Raw genomic sequence first — 206 nt, 5'->3', positions numbered from 1 at the left:
ATTGAGACTAGTACCTTTCCACTCACTATTCAGGGAGAAAATGCCGTGACTGTAAGCATTTTTATAGAAGAAGAAAGTGAATTCACCTCTTGAGTTGGCACTTGGACCGTCTAAGAAAAAAGACGTAAAGGTGTACCGGCATTAGCCGTTATCGAAACGAAGTGAACAATTATGATGTTGTAATTGTTAACAAGGGTGGTACCGCG

Source organism: Bacillus sp. JJ1521 (assembly GCF_036965165.1).
Lineage (GTDB): Bacteria > Bacillota > Bacilli > Bacillales > Bacillaceae_L > Ferdinandcohnia.
This window is presented reverse-complemented; position numbering follows the sequence as displayed.